At 35.4% G+C, this 21,417-nt stretch carries 21 protein-coding genes; 17 read left to right on the forward strand and 4 right to left on the reverse strand.

The annotated features are described in order from the left end of the window. Positions 1-147: 147 nt before the first annotated feature. Both queF and ACQKOF_RS01710 read left to right on the forward strand, forming a co-directional pair. Positions 148-648, forward strand: coding sequence for a preQ(1) synthase (queF, locus tag ACQKOF_RS01705; protein ID WP_427553049.1), 501 nt, complete (start codon positions 148-150; stop codon positions 646-648). Further along, a complete protein-coding gene (locus tag ACQKOF_RS01710; protein ID WP_427553051.1) occupies positions 648-1,283 on the forward strand; it encodes a queuosine precursor transporter in 636 nt (211 codons plus the stop codon). Before queF ends, ACQKOF_RS01710 begins: the two co-directional genes overlap by 1 nt. 516 nt (positions 1,284-1,799) lie before the next feature. Here ACQKOF_RS01710 and ACQKOF_RS01715 read toward each other — a convergent pair. After that, positions 1,800-2,801 carry an acyltransferase family protein gene (locus tag ACQKOF_RS01715; RefSeq protein ID WP_427553053.1) on the reverse strand — a complete coding sequence of 334 codons (1,002 nt, stop codon included), beginning with the start codon at positions 2,799-2,801 and terminating at the stop codon, positions 1,800-1,802. Positions 2,802-3,088: 287 nt separating this feature from the next. Here ACQKOF_RS01715 and ACQKOF_RS01720 point away from each other — a divergent pair, with 287 nt between their 5' ends. The 5 genes from ACQKOF_RS01720 to ACQKOF_RS01740 all read left to right on the forward strand — a co-directional run bounded on the left by ACQKOF_RS01720 (position 3,089) and on the right by ACQKOF_RS01740 (position 8,320). Further along, positions 3,089-3,340 carry a phage holin gene (locus ACQKOF_RS01720; protein WP_427553055.1) on the forward strand — a complete coding sequence of 84 codons (252 nt, stop codon included), beginning with the start codon at positions 3,089-3,091 and terminating at the stop codon, positions 3,338-3,340. A 93-nt stretch (positions 3,341-3,433) separates the two neighbouring features. Continuing rightward, positions 3,434-5,539 (forward strand): DUF2339 domain-containing protein, encoded by a 2,106-nt coding sequence (locus tag ACQKOF_RS01725; RefSeq protein WP_427553057.1) that lies wholly within the window; start codon positions 3,434-3,436, stop codon positions 5,537-5,539. A 340-nt stretch (positions 5,540-5,879) separates the two neighbouring features. After that, a complete protein-coding gene (locus ACQKOF_RS01730; protein ID WP_427553059.1) occupies positions 5,880-6,320 on the forward strand; it encodes a type IV pilus modification PilV family protein in 441 nt (146 codons plus the stop codon). Between the two features lie 17 nt (positions 6,321-6,337). Then, complete coding sequence (locus tag ACQKOF_RS01735) at positions 6,338-6,784, forward strand: type II secretion system protein (RefSeq protein ID WP_427553061.1); 447 nt, start codon at positions 6,338-6,340, stop codon at positions 6,782-6,784. After that, positions 6,785-8,320 (forward strand): DUF7305 domain-containing protein, encoded by a 1,536-nt coding sequence (locus ACQKOF_RS01740; protein ID WP_427553063.1) that lies wholly within the window; start codon positions 6,785-6,787, stop codon positions 8,318-8,320. It abuts the gene before it with no gap. 169 nt (positions 8,321-8,489) lie between these two features. On the opposite strand, the gene ACQKOF_RS01745 is transcribed toward ACQKOF_RS01740, so the two are convergent. Genes ACQKOF_RS01745 through ACQKOF_RS01755 form a run of 3 tightly spaced genes read right to left on the reverse strand, consistent with a single transcriptional unit; the run spans position 8,490 to position 11,149 of the window. After that, positions 8,490-10,139, reverse strand: a complete 1,650-nt coding sequence (locus ACQKOF_RS01745) for a hypothetical protein (protein WP_427553066.1) — start codon at positions 10,137-10,139, stop codon at positions 8,490-8,492. A 22-nt stretch (positions 10,140-10,161) separates the two neighbouring features. After that, the gene (locus tag ACQKOF_RS01750) at positions 10,162-10,734 is read right to left on the reverse strand and encodes a pilus assembly FimT family protein (RefSeq protein WP_427553068.1); all 573 of its coding nucleotides are present in this window, start codon (positions 10,732-10,734) and stop codon (positions 10,162-10,164) included. Beyond that, positions 10,727-11,149, reverse strand: coding sequence for a type IV pilus modification PilV family protein (locus ACQKOF_RS01755; protein ID WP_427553070.1), 423 nt, complete (start codon positions 11,147-11,149; stop codon positions 10,727-10,729). The genes ACQKOF_RS01750 and ACQKOF_RS01755 overlap by 8 nt, the downstream gene beginning before the upstream one ends. Positions 11,150-11,458: 309 nt before the next feature. Here ACQKOF_RS01755 and ACQKOF_RS01760 point away from each other — a divergent pair, with 309 nt between their 5' ends. From ACQKOF_RS01760 to ACQKOF_RS01805, 10 genes are all read left to right on the forward strand, one after another. Beyond that, entirely contained in the window at positions 11,459-12,826 is a 1,368-nt protein-coding gene (locus ACQKOF_RS01760; protein WP_427553073.1) for a VanW family protein, read from the forward strand. 18 nt (positions 12,827-12,844) lie between these two features. Continuing rightward, positions 12,845-14,515 carry a GspE/PulE family protein gene (locus tag ACQKOF_RS01765; RefSeq protein ID WP_427553075.1) on the forward strand — a complete coding sequence of 557 codons (1,671 nt, stop codon included), beginning with the start codon at positions 12,845-12,847 and terminating at the stop codon, positions 14,513-14,515. 14 nt (positions 14,516-14,529) lie between these two features. Continuing rightward, positions 14,530-15,579, forward strand: coding sequence for a type IV pilus twitching motility protein PilT (locus ACQKOF_RS01770; RefSeq protein ID WP_427553078.1), 1,050 nt, complete (start codon positions 14,530-14,532; stop codon positions 15,577-15,579). Continuing rightward, a complete protein-coding gene (locus ACQKOF_RS01775; protein WP_427553080.1) occupies positions 15,576-16,781 on the forward strand; it encodes a type II secretion system F family protein in 1,206 nt (401 codons plus the stop codon). Before ACQKOF_RS01770 ends, ACQKOF_RS01775 begins: the two co-directional genes overlap by 4 nt. Before the next feature lie 102 nt (positions 16,782-16,883). Further along, positions 16,884-17,315, forward strand: a complete 432-nt coding sequence (locus ACQKOF_RS01780; RefSeq protein ID WP_427553082.1) for a prepilin-type N-terminal cleavage/methylation domain-containing protein — start codon at positions 16,884-16,886, stop codon at positions 17,313-17,315. Positions 17,316-17,416: 101 nt separating this feature from the next. Next, positions 17,417-18,388, forward strand: coding sequence for a type IV pilus biogenesis protein PilM (gene pilM, locus ACQKOF_RS01785; RefSeq protein WP_427553084.1), 972 nt, complete (start codon positions 17,417-17,419; stop codon positions 18,386-18,388). Next, the gene (locus ACQKOF_RS01790) at positions 18,388-18,981 is read left to right on the forward strand and encodes a PilN domain-containing protein (protein ID WP_427553086.1); all 594 of its coding nucleotides are present in this window, start codon (positions 18,388-18,390) and stop codon (positions 18,979-18,981) included. The genes pilM and ACQKOF_RS01790 overlap by 1 nt, the downstream gene beginning before the upstream one ends. Then, the gene (locus ACQKOF_RS01795; protein WP_427553088.1) at positions 18,978-19,703 is read left to right on the forward strand and encodes a potassium transporter; all 726 of its coding nucleotides are present in this window, start codon (positions 18,978-18,980) and stop codon (positions 19,701-19,703) included. Before ACQKOF_RS01790 ends, ACQKOF_RS01795 begins: the two co-directional genes overlap by 4 nt. A gap of 58 nt (positions 19,704-19,761) precedes the next feature. Then, positions 19,762-20,514: a prepilin peptidase gene (locus tag ACQKOF_RS01800; RefSeq protein ID WP_427553090.1), complete on the forward strand. Its 753-nt coding sequence runs from the start codon at positions 19,762-19,764 to the stop codon at positions 20,512-20,514. A gap of 99 nt (positions 20,515-20,613) precedes the next feature. Then, on the forward strand, positions 20,614-21,336 hold the full coding sequence (locus ACQKOF_RS01805) for a gamma-glutamyl-gamma-aminobutyrate hydrolase family protein (RefSeq protein ID WP_427553092.1): 723 nt from the start codon (positions 20,614-20,616) through the stop codon (positions 21,334-21,336). Positions 21,337-21,417: the final 81 nt, after the last annotated feature.

Here is a 21,417-nt window from a genome sequence, read left to right on the forward strand (position 1 = left end):
CGAATAAGAAAGAGGTTCATAGCGCATACCCTCTATAAAAAACTATGGATGACGTCATTTACGCCATATCCCAAAAATGCGGATATGGCGATTTTTTTATTAGGTTTAATGCGTAATGGACTTCTCACAACTTGAGGAGGCATTATTATGGCAGGAAGAAATGAAGAACAAGGCTTGCAGGATTTAACACTCCTTGGCAACCAAAATACAAAATATTTATTTGAATACTCACCAGAGATACTTGAAGCGGTCGATAATTTACATACGAAAAACGATTTTTTCGTGAAGTTTAATTGCCCGGAATTCACGAGTCTATGTCCAATGACAGGGCAGCCTGACTTTGCGACAATGTATATTTCTTTTATTCCAGATAAAAAGCTAGTAGAGAGTAAATCTTTAAAGCTCTATTTATTTAGCTTCCGTAATCACGGGGACTTTCATGAGGATTGTGTCAACATCATCATGAATGATTTAATTAAGCTGATCGAGCCACGCTATATTGAAGTATGGGGCAAGTTTACACCGCGTGGAGGCTTGTCCATTGATCCTTGGTGTAATTATGGTCGCTCAGGCACGAAATATGAAAAAATGGCAGAGCATCGTTTGATGAACCATGATATGTATCCCGAAAAGGTGGATAATCGCTGATGCTTTACTATTTAAATGGATTGTTTGTTGGCTTTTTAATTTTAGCCAATGTTTTAGCTGTTAAAGTGTTTAGTATAGGTGAATGGATTATACTTCCAGCTGCTGCGATTTTAATTATTTTCACGTATCCTCTTATTGATGTAATTTGTGAGGTATATGGCAAGGAAGCGGGTGGTCGCACGGTAAGAACAGGGCTTATGGCACAAGTGTTTGCAGCATGCTTTATTTCGATTGCCATTGCACTACCACCTGCACAAGCCTTTGTTCATCAGCAGGAGTTTGAGACAATTCTCGGCGGCAGTATGCGTGTCATTATTGCAAGTCTTGTAGCCTATACGGTCAGTGTTAATTTGGATGTAGTGATATTTAATAAATTTAAGGAAAAGCATGGGAGCGGTAAGCTTTGGCTTCGAAACAATGCGTCTACGATGTTAAGCCAACTCATCGATACGGCATTATTTATTACGATAGCCTTTTATGGAATAATGCCAATTAAAGTTTTACTGACATTATTTATAACACAGTATTTGTTTAAATTTTTTGCGTCCATTATAGCAACACCACTTGTTTATGGGCTAGTTTTCGTTGCGCGAAAATTTGATAAACGTAAAGGTTTTGAACCATCTCATTACTGAGATGATTCAAAGTAATGAAAATCAGTGAAATAAAGTATGGCTCTTCGGCAAAACGAGAGGGTAATTTCCGCTCCGGCTGGGCGCTTTGTTGCTGTCGCTTCGCTTTCGCACAGATAAACCATTTGTTGCTGACGCTTCGCTTTCGCGCAGAGCAAAGCTTCCTGGGAGCGTCCGATGAGCCGCTTCGTTGTTGCTGACGCTTCGCTTTCGCACAGATAAACTATTTGTTGCTGACGCTTCGCTGCAGGATCTCATCTGTGACGCTGATCCCCAAGGAGTCGCCCAGTCTCACTCCAATCAACCACTTCGCATAGCATGTATTTTCTAACATGTCGCTCTAATTTATAGTGATAAATTGACACTACAGCACCAAATGTTTTTATGTGCGAAAATGGAGTGTTAATGTTAACGAAGCAATAACAATAACAATGTGGAGTAAGCACTCGACACTCCCTCACAGGACAGCAGGGAGTCTGAAACGGAAATTCCTCGCATTTAATACTTCGAGCCATCTCATTACTGAGATGGCTTTTTGATGTGTGCCTTGCCAATCAGATAAGCACTATAAGGCAAAAACGAAATGATTTTTATAATGAATATACAGACAATCAAGCTCGATAGAAATAGCGTAAGGACTTGAAGAAAGGTTGAAGGTATTTGTGCTGTATATGGGACTAGATATTCTTGAACAAGCCAATGAATCAAAAATATCCCGAATGAATATTGACTTACTAAATTAATGATTTTTAGCTGCGGCACAATTTGACCAAATGCTAAAATGCATAAAGTTATTGAAATGATCAGCAACATCATATCTAATCGTTTAGATGTGATTTCGGTGGCTCCTAAATAATAATTAATAGCTAATATGGAAGCCGAAAGAATAACGAAAACAAGCGTTGCGAATTTGTACTTAATAATATTTGAGGCAACCCATTGATAATACGTACCAATTAAATAAGCAATTACAAAGTAAGGAAGCCAGCCGACGAATAGTAAACGAACTAGATTAGCGTTCTCTATAATAAAATCAACATTCAGATTTACGAGAGTCCTATATAAAATACCGAGTGTAAACAACATGGGGGTTAGCCACACACTTGATAGCTGATATTTTTTTATGATAAAGAACAGGATGTATAACTGAAAGATTGTCACGACAAACCACCCTGAAAAATCTCCTAAGATAATATGACGATACAGCGCATCCCAAAAGCTTTCATCATAATGAAGTGTTGCGTTTGTCGTATACAAAATACCTGCTACTACAAATGGAATATAAACAAATTGAAAACGACGCCATAAAAATTTAGGAGGCAGCTCAGCTTGATAGCGTTTTGCTAAAATTATAATAGACAATAAAATAAAAGTTGGCGTCGCGAAACATAAAAGTAATCTGAAAAATTGATAGTACGGATTTTCAATGTAACCATTCATAGTTTCCGTATTCGTTGTAGCGTGTAATAACACAATCGATAAGCAGGCAATCGCCCTCAAAACATTCCACTCATACACCATTTCAATCACCCACATTTACGCAAGATTGAAGGCATCCATCAACAAGATGCACCCTAACTATTTATATGAGTAAAGCATTCTTAGTAAAACACATGGATATATAGATTTAAAAATTATTAATAACTCGATGGAAGAGATGTCACATAATTTTTTTGCGGAAGTTGATGGAACTCTCCAACGCGAATATAAGAATCCCTCTTATTCCACGTTTATAGCTCCATTTTTGCATATGTGCCATGTTACGGCGGAGCATATACTGTGGATAAGAAGGGGGGAGGTGAGTATTTATGAAAATTAACTGGATGATCCGTTTTCAGCATAAACCATTTTTATTTGCGCTATTTTCGTTGATTTTGTTACTGGCACAGCAAGTAGCAACTATTTTTGGCTATGATTTAACGAGTGCAATGAGTGAGCAGGCAACGCACATCTTAAATACCGTATTATCAATTTTCGTTTTAATGGGGGTTGTAGTAGATCCAACTACACGGGGAACCAGTGATAGTCAACGTGCTTTAATGTATCGAAGACCTAGATAAAGTTTAGGTAAAAATAAATTAAAAGTGTAATTTTACAATTAGGATAAATATGTTATACTGTTAAAAAATTGATAAAGTGGGGAGGATGATTGAATGTCGCTTGAAATGGAGCGGAGGGTTGCCAAGCTCGAACAGGATATGATGGATTTACGCCAGGAATTAGAGGGCTTAAAGCGTCAGGAATCTGTTGAAAAAACAAGTACATCGAGCCCTAGAAAATCTATTATTGAACAATCTACGCCAAAACCAGCGCAAAACCTAAAGCCAAATTCAAACTTGAAACCAAAGCCAAAAACAATGCTAGCTCCAGAAAAAAAGATGGAGCAACAGCGAACGTTGGAAGAGCGTATTATGTGGGTACTTCCAAAATTATTTATGGTAATTTTAGTGATGGGGGTACTTTGGGGTCTTAAGCTCGTGAGTGATTATGGCTATTTATCGAATGAGGTTAAAATCATCCTCGCCTACGGATTATCGCTTGCCTTAGCTGCAATAGCTTATGTGTTGGAGCATAAAAAAATAGGATCATCAGCCATCACAATTTCTTTATACGGTGGGGCATTTATTGTTGGAATATTAACAACAGCTGCTAGTGCGATATTGTATGAAATAATAGGTTTAACGATGGCACTTGTTATTGCCATTGTTTATATCGGCTACGGTATTGCTATTAGCTATTTAAAGAAAAACGAAGTACTAACAGTATTTGTGGCGTTTACCTCATTATTACTACCTTATTTACTAGAATATATGGATTTTAGTCCTATAATTATTTTAATCTATGTGGTTGTCCTATTTACGATGCTACAATTTGTCATTCATCAACACAAGCAGAAATTGGCTCTCTATATAGCAACCTTTTTCTCGGAGCTAGCTGTCAGCATTATAGCGTTTATGAACGATGACAATCGAGTTGTTTTTGCAATAGGTTTCCTAGTTGTTTTAACTATTTTTTACACGAGTTGGTGCCGTTTATATAATGCAGAGTCTAAACTGAAATATATTCATGTCGGACTCCAATTTAGCCTAGGAGCCTTTAGTTTATTGCTCTTGAACTTCATCATTAGTCCAATTGAATATAGCGAAGCACTACTACTCATATTAGTTTGCTTGTTTGCAGCTTTAGCGGGTTATGGCTATAAGCAAAAATGGCAGGAGGCATTTGATAGTGCCGTAACACTCGCATTTATTACACTATGTAATACGCTACTAGTTATGAATTTCCTGGAGAAAGTGGATCATTTGCTCATCCCGTTCATTATCTTTGCGGGCGTAATGATGAGTTTACGATTACGAGTTAGTATGATGAAAGTTGTCAGCTCATTTTCATTTATGATTACACTCGCTTTAAGCTTTATAATTCATGAGCCAACACCATTCTTCAGCATAGACCATGTTAGCTTGATTATGCCGGGAATATATCTCCTAATTATTTATCTGTATGCAAGACGTCCAAAAGAGACACAGACTGCATTTGAAAAGGTAATGAAGGAACTATATGTGATTGATTTTTTAGCAGTAATAACGACTGGTTATTTCTTAGCTTATATCGGAAAGCTGGATGGAACGTACTTTGCAGGTGCTGGTAATATTCCACATCTAATGTATATGATCCTCGCTTTACTTTTCGTGGGATCACTTTTAGTACCAACAAAATACAAAGGGCGCGCATTAACGCCAGTCCTTAGTGTATTTTTCATTCTCTTCACAATAATGCTTGAAATAATTCCGTACAATATGCAAGGTGTTGAGTGGTTAAATATAGTAACAAGAATCGTATATATTGCTGTTATCGTAGCAATGATGGTCGATTTACTGATGAAGGGACGCGTTTATCAAAGCTATCAAGAGCAAATAGAGAAACTTCTTGATCCAATTGTAAGTGCAGGTGTGGTGCTTACGATGATATCTGTTTGGGGTCTCATATCCCAGCTTTCCTACAACAGTTTGCTTGATTGGAAGCTAAGCATTGCCTTCTCAACGATTACATTATTCTTGACAGCAAGTATCTCGCTTTGGCTTAGCAACGTGCGCAACTTACGAACATTACGCATAACAGGTTTTATCATCTTAGTTATTGCGTTTATTAAGCTTATATTCTTTGATTTGTCCGCACTAGATTTATTAATACGAGCTGTCCTGTTTATTACAATTGGTGGGATTGGGTTGCTGTTGTCAGGTAGGTTGTTGAGGAAATGAAAAATTATTTAGACACTAAGTATGTTTTCACAAAAAACGTTTACCTTAATTTGAGGTAAACGTTTTTTTACATCGTATTGCTTTTTATTGTAATTTAAACGTAGTTCACTTTACATATTATTAGGGATGGAAAATTTTGAAAAATATATATTCATATGAAGAAGTGGTCTTGTAAATATTGTTTATATATGGAATAGTGTAATTATCATAAAATAGTATTTAATTAAATAACTAGGAAACTTTAGTTACTATAAGCACTGTTATTATAGTGTTTAAGACTAATAGACTTTTATTGATATCTTATATCAATAAAAGTCTTATCGGCAGAAGGAGGGCGGAAATGAAGCGTAAAAATAGAGAATTATTTAACAGTCAAGGGGGATTCTCTTTAATTGAGGTTATTGCTTCTTTAGTTATAATAACTATCATCTTATTATCCTTTTTTGGCTTACTCATTCAATCGAATAAAACAGGAAAAAGCTCTGAACAAATTATTGATGCAACCTATTTAGCGCAAAAGGAAATGGAGAAAATGTATAACTACTTCAAATCCACCAAAATCGAAACTTGGGAATCTGATTTTCCATACGAAAAGGATGAAGAGAAATCGAGCGGTAATACCACTCAGTATAAAGTGACACCCGTTAATGCTAAAAATAAGGAAATCATAATGAAAGCTGAAGATATGTCGCCTGATAAAACAGTTAGGATTACTATCGAAGTCTATGATTCAAGAGGGAAGATATTAAAAGCAAAAGTGCAAAATATCTTTAACTTATAAGGAAAGAGGTGGTGCGTATGTCTAAATTTCATAATGAGAGAGGCGTTACCTTACTAGAAGTTTTGGCTGTTACCATAATAGTTACGCTCGTTTCTATTGTTCTAATGTCGATCTTAACGAATGGCATGAATACTAGCGATAAACAAATGAAATCGAGTGTACAATTATCTGATGCAACCTATATTTTGAAAGTTGTCACTAAAGATACTCGTAAATCTACAGAAATTATTACGAAAGACTTTGATGATTGTACAGAATATATATTAATAAATAATCAAAATAATCAAAAATATAACTACGTATTTCATCGGAATAATCAGACAATTGAAAAGGATGATGAAATAATTGCAGTGAATGTACTTGATTTTAAAATTAAAGATAAACGGAGTCATATAATTATTGATATTACAACGCCAAATAATAAGCCCTTTTCATCAACTATATATTTCAGAGGAGGTAGCTAGATGTTTAAATATCTAAAACAAGAAAATGGGTATTCGTTACTTTTAGTAATTTTGGCAATGGCTTTACTATCAGTTCTTGGAATTATGCTTTTAACACTTACTGCAAATTCATTAAAGATTTCTACTAGTGAGCGAGATGACCAATCTGTATTTTACATTGCAGAAGGCGGGTTAAACAGTACAAAAAGCAAAGTAGAACAATTAGCTAAAAATACATACGATCAAAATAGAAAGGATTTCAATAAGCTACCTCTTGATAAAAGAAAGCCGGAAAAATTTAAGTTAGATTTTATTGATGCATTTGAAGGTAGCTTAAAAAAAATCTTTGAAGAGAATACTAAATCAACATATACTGCTACAGTCACTTTTGATGAACAATTTAAAGAAAAACCTATTGCGAATGTAACAATTGTTCAAGAAAATACAGAACCTTTGCAATATAAAATAACATCTGTTGGTTATATTGGAAAGAAAACAAGAACCGTAGTGCAAACAATTACATTTAATTTAGGAAGTGGAACGAAAACTGGCCCTACTTTTTCAAATGCCGCTGCTATCCACGCTATTGAAAACATCGAACTTGGGGGCGGAAAGTTTAATGGGGATGTTGTATCTGGAAGTGGAAATATTGATATTACACAAGATGAAACAAAAATTAATGGAAAAATTGGAACAACTTCAGATAAGTTTTCAAAACCAGACTGGATGAATATTACAAATGAGATTATAGGGAATGTTGCATTTCCTGAAGATATATTACCAGCTTTCCCAGATAATCAATTTAATAATTTAAGCACAAGACCCTATACGAATTCAATACAAGTTACAATCGGTGGGGAGCAAAAACAACTCTCATTAGATAATAATTCAATTAAGATTGGTGGGGATAGAAAGATAAATGGTACCCCGAATTTCAGTGGTATTCTTCCGATTTCTCAGAATATGTACATAAAGACGCTTATGGTTGCTTCGAATAATACATTAACGATTGATGTTGGTAATTCAGACAAAAATTTATTTATAGATAACTTTAACTTCTCTCAAGGACATTTAAATATTATAGGAAGTGGTAAATTAACTTTGTATATAAAGAATGCTTTTGATTTAAAGGGGGATTCAAGTATGAATAATACAGGGGACATAGACCGATTAAGTGTATATTATGCAGGCACTTCGTCGATGAATTTTACTGGTGATACAAGAACAAAAGCCTCTATTTATGCTAAATCAGCCAATATAAAAATTGATGGTTCTGGTAGCGTACAAGGGAATATTTATACGGGTGGACCAAATATCACTATTGAAGGAGGGTCTTATAATCACAACTTATATATATATGCCCCAAACGCAAGAGTCATATTGGGGGGATCAGGAACAGTTATAGGAGGAATAATGGCTCATACAGTAAAGACTAGTGGAGATCCAGCTGTTACTTACAAACCGAAAACGATTGAAGATACAATATCAAATGGTGGCTTAATTTTTGAAGAAAATAACAATTTAACAATTTCTAATGGTATGCTTGAAGTAGACTAAATATCACGTATAAATAAACGCGCATTAAGCCTAACTGATTTTATCATCTTAATTATAGCTTTTAAAAAACTTATATTCTTCGATTTGTCGGGATGGTTCTTGAGGAAATAATAGAAAAGGGTTGTTTAAAATGATTGTGTGAAATCAGACTTTCTAAACAACCCTTATTTTAATAACGATTAATTGTCTCGGGTTTGTTCAATTCAGTAATAAATTCTTCTTCTTCATCACGTTTAAAGGATGTGTATTGAGATATTAAATTTTCGTCATAGGTTATTTTCAATCTGGAATTTCTTTTAGGTACTTCAACACCATTTGTAATAACGGTTTCTTTTTGGTTTTTAGAGCTTTCATAAGTATAGTTTTGACTATTACCACGTACTGCAGTTAGAATTGTTCGTCTTGCAGAAATTCCTCCATACAAGTTAATATTCGAGCCAACGCCATACATAATCATATTTTGTTTTGAATAGAAAAAGCCTTTAAGCATACTAGGTGTAGCACTATCAACAGAAATATTACTAATTGAAATGTCCCCTGTTGCGAAAATAAAGAGGGTGCTATTTGAATTTATTCCATTTAAAGTACTATCCTTAATATCAACGTTACCATTTACATATAGCATGGCATCGCTACGTAAATTAGTATTGTTTACAATGAAATCTCCATTAATAAAATAGGTGCCCGACAAATTTAAGGTTTTTCCACTTCCATTAATATTAAAATTTCCTCTATCGAGGGTTTTCTTGCATCCAAATACACCCCAAGTATTACATTCTTCTTTTTCTCCATGTATGAAAATTATATTGTCTCTATTAAATTTAGATGTTTCGTGATTTGTGTTCGAGACACTTAAGCCAGTAGGATAGTTTTTATTATAATTTTTATTTGTATACAAAGGTATAACTTTCTCTGTTATTTCAAGATTATCTCCAGGTAGGCTTTTTGTTACAAGTGATACATTTTTTGTTAAAAACAAACGATTCTGTAATTCGCTTTTTGTAGCAGGATTTGAAGGGGTGAATTTTATATATTTAGAACCGTTTAAATAGTTTGTATTGCCAGATATGTGTGTGGGATAATCAACAGTATTATTTACATAATATATATTTTTTTCTGATTCTCTCATAATTATTTTTGGGGTAACACTTTTAGAGTCTGGAATTATTCTAGGAAAAACGCTATCTGGCCATTGTGCAATATTATTTTTTAGCCAATGGGCTTTTTCAGAGATAATTAAATGACCATCTGTTTTAATATCTCCCTGAATTTCAACACCACCATGTAAATAAAGATTCCCCTCGTCATTCGTTGAAACAGCATAGCGTAATTGATCTGGAATTGCATCTGTACCGATAATAATCTGTGAATATGTAATATGCTCTTTACTATTTACTTTTCCAGTACTTTTAAATGTTACTAGGCGTTTATAACGATCCTTCTCTTCATTTGAAATTAGTTCTACTTTCTCGATGCAGATGTGTGTTTTATTATTATTCTCTGCAGGAATGTTAATCCCTTGCGAGCAACTTAATATTGGAGCGGTCAATGTGTTGACGAGGAAGGATTCAAATGCAGCCTTTCCCATTGGTCTGTCTTTAATCTCTTTTTCAAGAAGAGCTTGAATATCTTTAACGGCATAGTCGATTCCTTTATCTGATAAATCTTGTGCTTGTACTAGTTCTTCTCGGGTGTTGTTTTTTGTAATACCGCTTGACGTCAAAGTGATAAGACTCAAACCGAGTATAGTGAAAATGATGATGACTGCAAAAGTTACTAACAATGAATAGCCATTTTCATTTTGCCGGAAAATTTTCATATTACCATCTCCTTTATTTAAATTATTTTGAGCTTACAATAGGTTGAATCCGATTTTTAAATTCCATAGTTTTTGGCTGGTCAATACCTGAACGTTTTTTGATAACCTTAAGATTTAAATTGATTTCGTAAATTGAATCTGCTTTTACAGGATTACCTATAATTTCCGAATTATCCAAAATTTCTATGCCGCTGTTTTGAACTGCGTATTTCTCCTTTTTGAAATAAATGTATGTAGTGTTACCTTCAGTTTTAAATCCTATCGGTTCTAACGTATTTTGGCATTCGCTAGTAATTTTCCATACTCCATCATCGTCTTTTTGACATTTGGTAATATCATTGGTCACTTCAATATATTTATTGCTGATATTTCTTACAATATGACTTTGATTTGTGGTATAGAGAGTTTTAATAAATTTACTGACAATAATATCTGCTTCATCTCTAAGTATCGTTTCTTGTTGGACGTTTCGATTCGTTTCAAGCGTTTTCATAAGAATTGAAAAGATAAGCGTGGAGACGATTGCTAGAATAACAAGCGTTGCAAGTAATTCAATTAGTGTCAATCCATTGTGATTCTTAATGTATTTATTCAATTGAAACATATCCTTCCGAAGAGCCTTTTGTTTTTCCATTTGGAGAAGTTACTGTTACAACTACTTTTATAAGATTTAAATCTTTTTCAGTGAAGTTAGAATTTGCATATTTAGTAGAGTTTTGACTGGGGGTATATGTAATCGTGTATGTTTTGTCGTTTAATCCCATTGATTTGCTTTTGCCTATAAAATATTGATTTAAGTCGCTTGTGGCTATTTTGGGAAGTGGTTCGGATTTCAGTTTAGCTAATACAGCATCGGCTAAATTTACAGTGACTAATTTTTCGGTATTTACTGTGGCTGTTTTATTCGTAGATATAAATATTTGGGCAAAGGATAAGAGAATAATGGATATTAATACAAGTGATGCAACTACTTCGATTAAAGAAAATCCTCTCTGTGATTTTATCAACATAAAAAACTCACCTGCGATCTAATAGTTTTTTTTATCTAGAAAAGTTGATTTAATAAGCTTGATTCGGAAATGTATAGGTAAATATAACCTCATTATATAGGTTGTTTACCTTATTGACAATGCATTATTAATGATTTTAATTACATATTAATAATTTTTAGTTCATAAAATTTTAACTTTTTTTAGTTAAAAAGACTCATTAAATAATATCTAGTATGCTGTATGGTAAAAATATGAATAAAAAGTAATGGATAGATATGAGTAATTAGACATTTTATTTTTGGATATATTTGTAAAGGCGGTGAGGCTATGAAATTACATTTGAAGATAGGATCAATAGTAGCTGTTCTAATCATTTTATTAACAGTCTGGGTACCGAATTTAATTATTGAAAGAGCATTAGCTAAAGGTGATGAATCTACAATCGGTGGAATATCAGTAAAGGACTTAGAAGATGATGCTATTGAAAATGCTTTACGAGAGGCCATAAATACTTGGCAAGAGGCTCCTATCGATGTAGAAGGTGCTAAGGTTACGATTTCACTCGACCCTAAACTGTTTGTATTTGATGTAGAGAGTACGATGGCTGAATATCATAATTTAACGGACAAGTCTTGGCTTGCTTTCTGGAAGCAAAGACAAGTAGTACATATACCCTTACATGTGGTAGTTGACGAGCAAGTGAAGAAGCAGCTTGAAGCTACTGGTGTATGGGAAGTTGAAAAGACTTTACAGACGATTATTACCGAAGCTTCCAATTTAAAAAGTCACGAAGTCGCTGCAACAGTTGCAGATACTAATGTAATAGAATCGGAGCGTTTAGCTCTATCAATTGGGGAAATCCCTACAAATGCAATGGGTGTTGATAAATTAGCAAATACATTAAATGATGCTATTGTTTTACCGAATGAACCGTTTTCTTTTTTTAGAATGATAGAAGAAAAATATGAAGAATCAGATAGTGAAGCGATTAATTTCGTCGCCTCTATGCTTTATCATGTTGCTCTTCAAACCGAATATGAGATTTCAGAGAGACATTCCCAAGGAGAGAAGCCAAATTATTTACAACAAGGTTTGGATGCGAGGGTGAATCGTGCGTTAGATAAGGATTTGCAATTTATAAACCGTTCAGATCAACCGAATAAATTAAAATTCACGGTAGAAGGCGATTCTTTAAAAGTGGAATTACTAGCTCAAAAGAAAGAAAAAGAAATCTCAGTTCGCGTTAGTAAAGATAAAATAATTCAACCTAGAGTGATTACTCGTTATTCTAAAGATTTACCAATAGGTAGAGAAGAAGTTATTCAAAAAGGTCAAGAAGGTGTACGAGTCGAAGTGTATCGCTCGATTTCAGAAAATGGTAGTACTACGGATGAACTTGTTAGCCGTGACTATTATCCACCAGTTAATAAAATTATTGTGAAATCTTCAAGACAGCCCGTTGTTACTGAAAATAGTAGCGGAAACTCAGACTCGAGTGATCCCGACTTACAAATGGATTTAGATGGAGATGGATTACCAGATAAACAATCTGAAAATAAAAAATCTAGCAATGACACTAAAAAAACGAATAAAGATACATCTGCAAATACGAACACTTCAAAAGACCCAAATGACCCTGAACTTGTATACGGTTACTACGATAAAGGTGGGAATTTTATACAAACAAGCCCGTAAAGAGAGGAGCAAACGCGAATGGTCGTAAAAACTGGACGAAAGCGCTTAGGTGATTTACTTGTCGAATCTGGTGTTATTACAAATGTGCAATTAGAATTTGCTCTTACAAACAAAACAAAAGATGAGAAATTAGGCGATTTTCTTATAAAAGAAAATATTCTAACCGAGCAGCAGTTAATCGAAGTACTAGAGTTTCAGCTAGGAATCCCACACATTCATTTGAATCAATATTCTATCAGCCCGGATTTACTTCAGCTTGTTCCGGCTGAACTCGCTAAACGAACAAATATTATTCCAATCCGTCGTGAAAAAAATAAACTGTTTATCGCGATGGCTGACCCGATGGATTATTTTGCAATTGAAGAAGTACGTATGGCGACGGGCTGCCAAATCGAAACGAGTATTGCGGCTAAGGATGATTTATATCGTACGCTAACGAAATACTATGATTTGCAAGAATCTATGGAAGCTGCATTGCTCGATATAGGTGCCACAGTTGCTGAAACACAGGAGGAAATTGAACGAGAGGATTCTCCAATTGTTCGCCTAGTTAATCAGATCATTGCTAACGGAGTTGCCCAACGTGCGAGCGATATCCACTTTGACCCGCAGGAGACGGAGTTAAGGGTTCGTTATCGAGTGGATGGCGTTTTGAGAACAGAGCGTTCGTTACCGAAACATATGCAAAATATAGTATTAGCCCGTATTAAAATTATGGGGAATTTAAATATTACGGAAAATCGAATTCCTCAAGATGGACGCATTAAAACGAATGTTAATTTCAGGCCAGTAGATATTCGTCTTTCTACACTTCCAACTGTTTATGGAGAAAAAGTTGTAATGCGTATTTTAGACTTAAGTAGTGTTGCCAATTCCATTGACAAGCTTGGTTTTACAGAGCAAAACGAGGCCCTTTTCCGAAACATGATTGCCAATCCGAATGGGATTCTACTCATTACCGGCCCTACAGGATCAGGGAAATCATCAACATTATATGCTGCCTTAACTAACTTGAATGAAGAGGGTGTCAACATCATTACAGTTGAAGATCCAGTTGAATATCAACTCGATGGAATAAACCAAATTCAAGTGAAAGAAGAAGTAGGTTTAACATTTGCAACTGGATTACGTTCAATTTTGCGTCAAGACCCTGATATTGTGATGATAGGTGAAATTAGGGATTTTGAAACAGCTCAAATAGCAGTGCGAGCTTCATTAACAGGGCATTTAGTTTTAAGTACTTTACATACAAATAGTGCAGTTGAGTCGATTTCTCGACTACAGGATATGGGAATAGAACCGTTTTTATTATCCTCCTCACTAGTAGGAATTATGGCACAGCGCTTAGTACGACGAATTTGTCGAGATTGTGGAGAAGACTATACTTTTACCAACCATGAATTAGAAATAATGCGTAATAATGGCATTGAAGGTATTACACGTGGTAGACGCGGAAGAGGCTGCCCTTCGTGTAATCAAACAGGGTATCGCGGACGGATGGCTATTCATGAAATTTTACCAATCGACCGCAATATTAAAGAAATGATTTTAAGTCGAAGTAGCGATAGTGTGATCCGCGATTATATGAAACAAGAAGGCTATTACACATTACTAGTAGATGGGTTGTTAAAAGTAGTAGAAGGACTAACAACTACTTCAGAAGTATTGCGTGTAGCAAATGTAGATTAGGATGTGAATCGTTCATGACAACATGTAGAAATATTGATGAGCTATTAACGCGTGCATTTGAAGAAAAAGCGTCTGACCTTCATTTAACAAAGGGAATCCCGCCTGTTTATCGTATCCATGGACAACTAGAACATTATGGGAGTGAATTACTAACTTCCGAAGAATTACAGACTATGGTGAAAACTATTTTACCTGAGCATAAATTACAAGAATTTCACGATAAAGGGGAAACTGATTTCAACTATTCATTGCCCGGGAAATGTCGTTTTCGTGTAAATGCATATCATCAACGCAATGAAGTGACAATAGCTGCCCGTTTAATTGAAGCAAAAATTCCTTCCATTGAATCGTTAAATATGCCACAGGTACTGTATCAATTAGCAGAAAGACCACAGGGACTTATTTTAGTGACTGGTCCAACAGGTTCGGGTAAATCTACAACACTTGCTGCAATGATTGATCATATTAATGAAACTAAATCAAAGCATATTATCACGCTTGAGGACCCGATTGAATATTTACATGGACACAAAAAGTCAATTATCAATCAACGTGAAGTAGGGGTTGATACTCAGAGCTTTTCCAATGGTTTGCGTGCTGCTCTTCGTCAGGACCCCGACATTATTTTAGTAGGTGAGATGCGGGACTATGAAACGATTTCAACAGCCATTACAGCGGCTGAAACTGGCCATTTAGTGATGGCGACATTACATACAAGTAGTGCTCCGACTACGATTGATCGTATTATAGATGTTTTTCCACCACATCAGCAAGGACAAATTCGTGTACAACTAGCAAATGTTTTAGTAGGCATTATTTCACAGCGTTTATTTGTACGGAAGGATGCCAAGGGACGTATTGCTGCAACTGAAATATTAGTACAAGCACCATCTATTTCAAATTTAATTCGAAATGAAAAAGTTCACCAAATTCCTACTGTTATGCAGACGGGTAAAGCTTTAGGTATGCATACTTTGGAATCCTCTATGCAGCAGCTAATAGCAATGGGGAAAATCTCTTTGGAAGAAGCAAGGCCATATATGAATGCGGGGGATTATAATTGACCGTTTTTCGATATAGTGGACGCACAAAAACTGGTGCACACAAAAAAGGAATCATTGACGCGACTAACAAAAAAGTAGCACTTGAAAAATTAAGAGCACAAGGCATTAATGCCCGTGAGCTGGAAGAGTCTAAAAGCATTTTGCACAAAGACTTAAATATTGGCGGTAAAGTAAAGCACCAGGATTTCGTTATTTACTGTCGTCAATATGCAACACTAATCCGTGCTGGAGTTTCAATTGTAGAGGCAACTCATATTTTAAGTGGTCAAACGAAAAGTAAAGCATTGAAAAAAGCATTAGAACATGTGGAAGAGGATATACGCGGGGGGACAGCGTTTTCGGACGCAGCGGCCAAGCACCCAAAGGTTTTTCCTGTCATGTTTGTTAATATGATGCGCTCAGGTGAGGCAACAGGGAATATCGATGAGACTTTAGAGCGTTTAGCAGGGACACTGGAAAAACAATTCAAAATTAAGAAGAAAGTACAATCGGCATTGGCATATCCGGCTATTTTATCGGTATTGACAATCGCTGTAGGTATGTTTCTAATGATATTTATCGTTCCAACGTTTATGGCTACTTTTAAAGAAATGGACATAGAAATGCCAATCTTGACTGTCGTTGTTGTCAGTATTTCGGATTGGTTAATAGCATACTGGTATTTTGCAATTGGGATTCTCTTATTATCCATTTTTCTATTTAGATTTTTCTATAAAAATAATAAGCAATTTCATTACAATGTAAATTATGCATTATTGAGAATGCCTGTATTTGGTATTTTAATGCAAAAAAATGTAATTGCTCGTATGACTAGAACCTTATCTTCTCTGTTCAGTAGTTCAGTGCCAATTCTACAGGCACTAACAATTGTCGAAAAGGTTGTAGGGAATCCAGTTGTAGGAAAGGTTGTACTGGAGGCAAGAGATAACTTAGAAAAAGGCGGTACATTATCTGAGCCATTAGAAAAAAGTTGGCTATTCCCACCTTTAGTAACCCAAATGACTTCTATCGGGGAAAAAACAGGTTCTCTTGATTATATGCTTGAGAAGATAGCCGATTTCTATGAGGATGAGGTGGATCGCTCCGTTGATACATTAAAATCCCTCGTTGAACCATTGATGATATTAATTTTAGCAGGGGTTGTAGGTGTGATTGTCGCAGCAATTTTCCTACCAATGTTCGCATTATACGAAAATATGTAAGTTTGCTAACTTTAAAGGGGGTGGTATAGGGAAAAGTTGTCGTAACAATAGGTGTACTTGTGTTTTCGGACTAATCATAACAATTTTTAAGGAGGAACAGCGATGTTCAAAAAAATCTTAAACAAAAAACTATTAAAAAATCAAAAAGGTTTAACGCTGATTGAGCTATTAGCAGTAATCGTAATTCTAGCAATTATTGCGGCTATTGCAATTCCAGCGATTGGGAATATAATCGAAAATAGCCGTGTAAAAGGTGCTAAATCAGATGCGGCAAACTTAATAAGTGCAGCGAATATTTATTATACAGATAATACTGATCCTTCTTTAACCTTCACAGATAAGACATCTGATTTAGTGGACTATGTAAAAGATTTAGGTACTGTTCAAGAATTCACGGTAACTCGCGAAGGGAAGATTACAGTAACTTTAGGTAAAGCAGGCAACAAAGATTATAAAATTGATGCAACAACATTAAAAGAATTAGAAGTTGATAAACCTTATATTGAAAAAGGTAAGTTTCAATGGATTAAATAAACCCTCCCAACCCACTCAGAGGCGTAGTTTATCTGCGCTTCTGGTTGGGAAATGGATGGTTAATTATTAAAGCTTAAGTTCAGAAGGAGGCATCTTTTCACATGTTTACAAAAAAGAAAAAATCGCATGTGTCGATTGAAATAAAAGATTATATATTGCGTGCGATTGTGGCAAAAGGTGCTGATCCGTCGCAATGGAAAGGCTATGAAATGCCATTAGCACAGGGAATTGTTGAAGGATCTGTTATTCATGATGAAATGGAATTGTTTGATGTAATGAAAAATGATGTGGCAAAATGGGCTGGTAAAAAGCAAAATGCGCGTATTTTTGTACCGGATACTTCCGTTTTGTTGAAGAGCTTTGAGCATCCTGATGATATAGAGTGGAATGAATTAAAAGGTTATGTAGAGATGGAACTTGGTCATTCCATTCATCTTCCATTTCAAGAGCCTCTTATTGATGTGTATGACCCAAATCCTAGTGATGGACAGGCCATGCTATTTGCAGCACCTTCAGAAGAAGTGTCTAAAATGATTGGACTTTTACTCGATGCTACATTAGAACCACAAGCAGCTGATATTCGAGCATTGTGTAATATTCGTCTGTTAGAGTATTTGCAGTTAATAAAGGACAATCGAACTTATTTAATAGCGGATTGGTCCATCAATGAATTGTCGATAAGTATTTTTTCATTTGGTCAACTGGAGTTTTTACGATACCAATCATTTGATACGGATTTATCGGAATGGAAGCATGAAGAGATTGAAGAGTATCGTTTTTCTTATCATTCAGAAGTCGAAGATGATTATCGTATGATTCTTACCGATCAAATGCTTGAAATCGATCGTATTATGAATTTTTTTAAGTTTTCCTTACATAAAGGTGAGAAAAGTGTAGATGAGATTATCATTTTAGGAGATAATCCACTACTTCCTACCATTAAAGAGTTTTTAGAAAATAATTTTTCGACACCAATTATTATGTTAAATGATTCAGTTATTCAAAAATCATTCCCTCAATTTTCGGAGAAATTTGCAAGCTTAATTGGACTTGCATTAAAGGAGGTTAACTGATGGTACCAGAAATTAACCTCTTGCCGAATTTGGAAAAGAAGCATTCAACACCTACTTTTATATATGTAGTATTTATTATTCTTATTGGTATGATAGTGGGATATATGATTTTCTTGTTTTTCCAAGCAAAAAGTGATCTTACAAAATTAAGCGCGCAGGAAGTGGAGCTTTCATCGCAACGCGAACAACTTCAAATGGAGTTAGATGGTAAGCGAAATGCGAACCAAGGCTCATTGGAGCAATCCGTACAATTTGTGGAAAATGTATCCTATCCTGTGACACCTTTAATGGATGAAACACAAGTATTGTTACCAGAGCAAACATATTTAAGGAACTATGTATTTGGTGAGAAAAATGTTGAAATTACAGCTGATTTTGAAACGATGTCAGCTATATCATCTTATTTAGAAAAGCTAACTGCAAGCCCCTATTTCAATGATATACAGGTTGATACTATTTCTAATTTTGATGTTTCTATTGGAAACCAAGAGGAAAAAAGTGCAAAAAACAAGTTTAAGGAAGTACCACGTTATTCGGCAACTATTACATTAGGAATTGATTTTAAATTTCTTGCTGGAGGTAGAGAATCATGACAAGTAGTAAAAATTCAACGATTCTTATCTTAACAGCATTAATTGCAGCCATTTTATTTGCGCTATATTACTATATATTAACACCTCAATTAGAAGAAGTGGATGCGAAAGAAAGCTCGAATAACGCCCTTCAACAAGAAATATCTACTATTCAGGAGCAGATTGCTTTACTTGAAAAGAATGGCAAATCAAATAGTACAAGTAATTTAACATTGCGTAAAAAAGTACCTCAAACTCGAGCTATGGATGAAGTAATTCGAAATATTGAAGAGATTGAAGCGATGACGGGGACACGGGTAGAAGCTATGGACTTTAATAATTATGATTCCCTCGTAGCGGATTCTACTATTATAGATCCCAACTCGACAAATTCTGATGAACAAGTCGATACGCAGCAATCCGCAACTGAAGCGGATGAACAAACTGTTGCTAAGAATGATGAAACTCCTGAAGTGAAAGATAAAATACCAACTGCTACTTTTACTAAAGATTCCTTACCAAAGGAATTAAAACTAGTAACATTTGATATTGATGTTGTCGCAATGGATAATAAAGCAATGGTTGAGTTTATAAAAGAGATTGAAAAAATTGATCGTGTGATGAAAATTGATGCTATCGATTTCACATTAACGGGTGAAGAAGCGAAATTCAAGGAGGACGCTGATACAACCTTAAAAGCAACCATACAAGTAACGACGTTCTATTATGAAGGACAACAATAATCTAAATGGCGCGCATACTTAAATGTATGGGCGTCTATTAGTATAGGAGGACATAAAAATGGAAATTGCTTATACAATTACAGTTTTAATAGTTGGGCTCGTTCTAGGCTCATTTTTTAATGTAGTTGGCTTACGTGTGCCTTTGAAAGAGTCCATTGTGCGTCCACCCTCGCATTGCACTTCTTGTAAGAGACAGTTGACAGCTCTTGATTTGGTGCCTGTTTTGTCTTATGTATTTTTAGGTGGAAAATGTCGTGGCTGTGGGCAAAAAATTTCTTGGATTTATCCACTGATGGAACTTATAACAGGCGTATTATTTGCTTTTGCTTATTGGAAATTAGGCTTTAGTGCAGAATTTTTTGTAGCGCTATTATTAATTTCATTATTAGTGATTATTGTTGTATCGGATTTTGCGTATATGCTTATTCCAGATAAAGTGCTATTATTCTTTTTACCATTGGTAGTTTTTGGACGCGTGATATCTCCTTTGTCTCCGTGGTGGGACAGTATAGTGGGTGCTGTCGTAGGCTTTGGCATATTATATTGTATAGCTGTTCTATCAAGGGGTGGAATGGGTGGAGGCGATATTAAATTATTCTTTTTACTTGGTCTCGTACTCGGCACAATTTATGCAATTCTGACGCTATTTGTAGCAGCCGTGATTGGCATGATTGTTGGGATAGTTGTGTTAAAGGTACGCGGGCAGGGAAGAAAAACACCTATACCATTCGGACCGTCTATTGCTCTAGCAGCTATTATTATCTATTTCTATGGGAATGCGTTGATGGATTGGTACCTCGGGTTTTGGTAATTAATCAGTGGAGGGATCCTTCAATGATTAATAGTCTTCACCAAGCAGGCTTTTACAAGTAGTTAATGAGAGAATCTGGTAGATCATGGAGGGGATAAGATGAAACCAATTATCGGAATAACGGCTTTTGCGGAGGATGATTTGTCCTCAAGATTAAATGCCGCTTATAGTAAAAGTATAATTGAAGCTGGTGGTATTCCGCTTATAATTCCGCTCGGAGTGGAAAAGGATGTTGCGCAAATTTTATCGCTGACGGATGGATTATTACTATCGGGTGGCTATGATGTACATCCATTCCTCTTTGATGCAGAACCTACACCAAAATTAGGGAAGGTTCATCCTGAAAGAGATACAGTAGAGCTTGCATTAATTAACGCGGCCTATATTCGACAAATGCCGATTCTCGGAATTTGTCGAGGGCTTCAAATACTAAATGTTGCGTTTGGAGGCACAGTCTATCAGGATATTGAAAGCGAGTACCATAGTCGAAAATTAATAAAGCATGTGCAACAAGCGGCACGAGGCGTTACTACACATTATGTTAATCTAACACCTGATACATTATTAAAAACGATTATTGAGGAAGAAAAAATTGCTGTGAATTCATTTCACCATCAGGCAATAAATGTAGTAGCGGAAAAATTGGAAGTGGTAGCAAAATCAAGTGATGGTATCGTTGAAGCGGTAGTACACGAAGATTTACCATTTTGTCTAGCGGTACAGTGGCATCCTGAGGAGCTAGCTATTGCAGGAGATGAAGTATCAAAGAAACTATTTACTGCATTTGTAAAGGCAAGTTTGAAATTTAAGGTAGAGGCATAAAACTTTATTAGCATAGATTAAGGGTAAATGCTAAGTGTAAGAATCCATTTTAAAGTGGGTTCTTTTTTAGTGTATAAAATG

Origin of the sequence: Lysinibacillus sp. NPDC093190, assembly GCF_050280425.1 — a bacterium.
Lineage (GTDB): Bacteria > Bacillota > Bacilli > Bacillales_A > Planococcaceae > Lysinibacillus.

Excerpts from the sequence above, each read along its gene's own strand:
- queF (WP_427553049.1), top strand. The coding sequence starts at position 148 with ATGGCAGGAAGAAATGAAGAACAAGGCTTGCAGGATTTAACACTCCTT.
- pilM (WP_427553084.1), top strand. The coding sequence starts at position 17,417 with ATGTTTACAAAAAAGAAAAAATCGCATGTGTCGATTGAAATAAAAGAT.
- ACQKOF_RS01790 (WP_427553086.1), top strand. The coding sequence starts at position 18,388 with ATGGTACCAGAAATTAACCTCTTGCCGAATTTGGAAAAGAAGCATTCA.
- ACQKOF_RS01755 (WP_427553070.1), bottom strand. The coding sequence starts at position 11,149 with ATGTTGATAAAATCACAGAGAGGATTTTCTTTAATCGAAGTAGTTGCA.
- ACQKOF_RS01800 (WP_427553090.1), top strand. The coding sequence starts at position 19,762 with ATGGAAATTGCTTATACAATTACAGTTTTAATAGTTGGGCTCGTTCTA.
- ACQKOF_RS01715 (WP_427553053.1), bottom strand. The coding sequence starts at position 2,801 with ATGGTGTATGAGTGGAATGTTTTGAGGGCGATTGCCTGCTTATCGATT.
- ACQKOF_RS01805 (WP_427553092.1), top strand. The coding sequence starts at position 20,614 with ATGAAACCAATTATCGGAATAACGGCTTTTGCGGAGGATGATTTGTCC.
- ACQKOF_RS01725 (WP_427553057.1), top strand. The coding sequence starts at position 3,434 with ATGTCGCTTGAAATGGAGCGGAGGGTTGCCAAGCTCGAACAGGATATG.
- ACQKOF_RS01760 (WP_427553073.1), top strand. The coding sequence starts at position 11,459 with ATGAAATTACATTTGAAGATAGGATCAATAGTAGCTGTTCTAATCATT.
- ACQKOF_RS01780 (WP_427553082.1), top strand. The coding sequence starts at position 16,884 with ATGTTCAAAAAAATCTTAAACAAAAAACTATTAAAAAATCAAAAAGGT.
- ACQKOF_RS01745 (WP_427553066.1), bottom strand. The coding sequence starts at position 10,139 with ATGAAAATTTTCCGGCAAAATGAAAATGGCTATTCATTGTTAGTAACT.
- ACQKOF_RS01730 (WP_427553059.1), top strand. The coding sequence starts at position 5,880 with ATGAAGCGTAAAAATAGAGAATTATTTAACAGTCAAGGGGGATTCTCT.
- ACQKOF_RS01710 (WP_427553051.1), top strand. The coding sequence starts at position 648 with ATGCTTTACTATTTAAATGGATTGTTTGTTGGCTTTTTAATTTTAGCC.
- ACQKOF_RS01740 (WP_427553063.1), top strand. The coding sequence starts at position 6,785 with ATGTTTAAATATCTAAAACAAGAAAATGGGTATTCGTTACTTTTAGTA.
- ACQKOF_RS01720 (WP_427553055.1), top strand. The coding sequence starts at position 3,089 with ATGAAAATTAACTGGATGATCCGTTTTCAGCATAAACCATTTTTATTT.
- ACQKOF_RS01770 (WP_427553078.1), top strand. The coding sequence starts at position 14,530 with ATGACAACATGTAGAAATATTGATGAGCTATTAACGCGTGCATTTGAA.
- ACQKOF_RS01795 (WP_427553088.1), top strand. The coding sequence starts at position 18,978 with ATGACAAGTAGTAAAAATTCAACGATTCTTATCTTAACAGCATTAATT.
- ACQKOF_RS01765 (WP_427553075.1), top strand. The coding sequence starts at position 12,845 with ATGGTCGTAAAAACTGGACGAAAGCGCTTAGGTGATTTACTTGTCGAA.
- ACQKOF_RS01735 (WP_427553061.1), top strand. The coding sequence starts at position 6,338 with ATGTCTAAATTTCATAATGAGAGAGGCGTTACCTTACTAGAAGTTTTG.